Source organism: Arthrobacter sp. Leaf141, from assembly GCF_001424565.1.
GTDB lineage: Bacteria > Actinomycetota > Actinomycetes > Actinomycetales > Micrococcaceae > Arthrobacter.
In genome coordinates this window covers 9,646-9,909 of the sequence record NZ_LMOL01000034.1, presented here as the reverse complement: position 1 = coordinate 9,909, position 264 = coordinate 9,646, and the positions used below count along the sequence as shown (strand labels likewise).

The window sequence follows — 264 nt, the reverse complement described above, 5'->3', positions numbered from 1 at the left end:
GGGGCGGGCCACCGCCGAGCCGTACCCGACACAGGCGATCATCACCTGGCGGCGGCCCGCCGTTCCCACCACCAAACCCCGGGGCCGGGAACAGGTGCCGTGGCACACCACCGAAGAACCCGCCACCGCACAGCTGGATTCCCGGGCAGACTCGCTGGTGCTCGCCCTGGTTGCGGTGCAACCAGAAGGCGGGCGTCCGCTGGCGCGGCCGGCTGTTGGGTGCTGCCGGTCCGTCGCAGAGCTCCTGCCCGTCATCACCTTTTG

The 264-nt window shown here is 71.6% G+C and carries 1 pseudogene; it reads left to right on the top strand.

The features are described 5' to 3' along the window. Window positions 1-264: pseudogene (locus ASF72_RS21130) on the top strand (hypothetical protein); the annotation flags it as partial.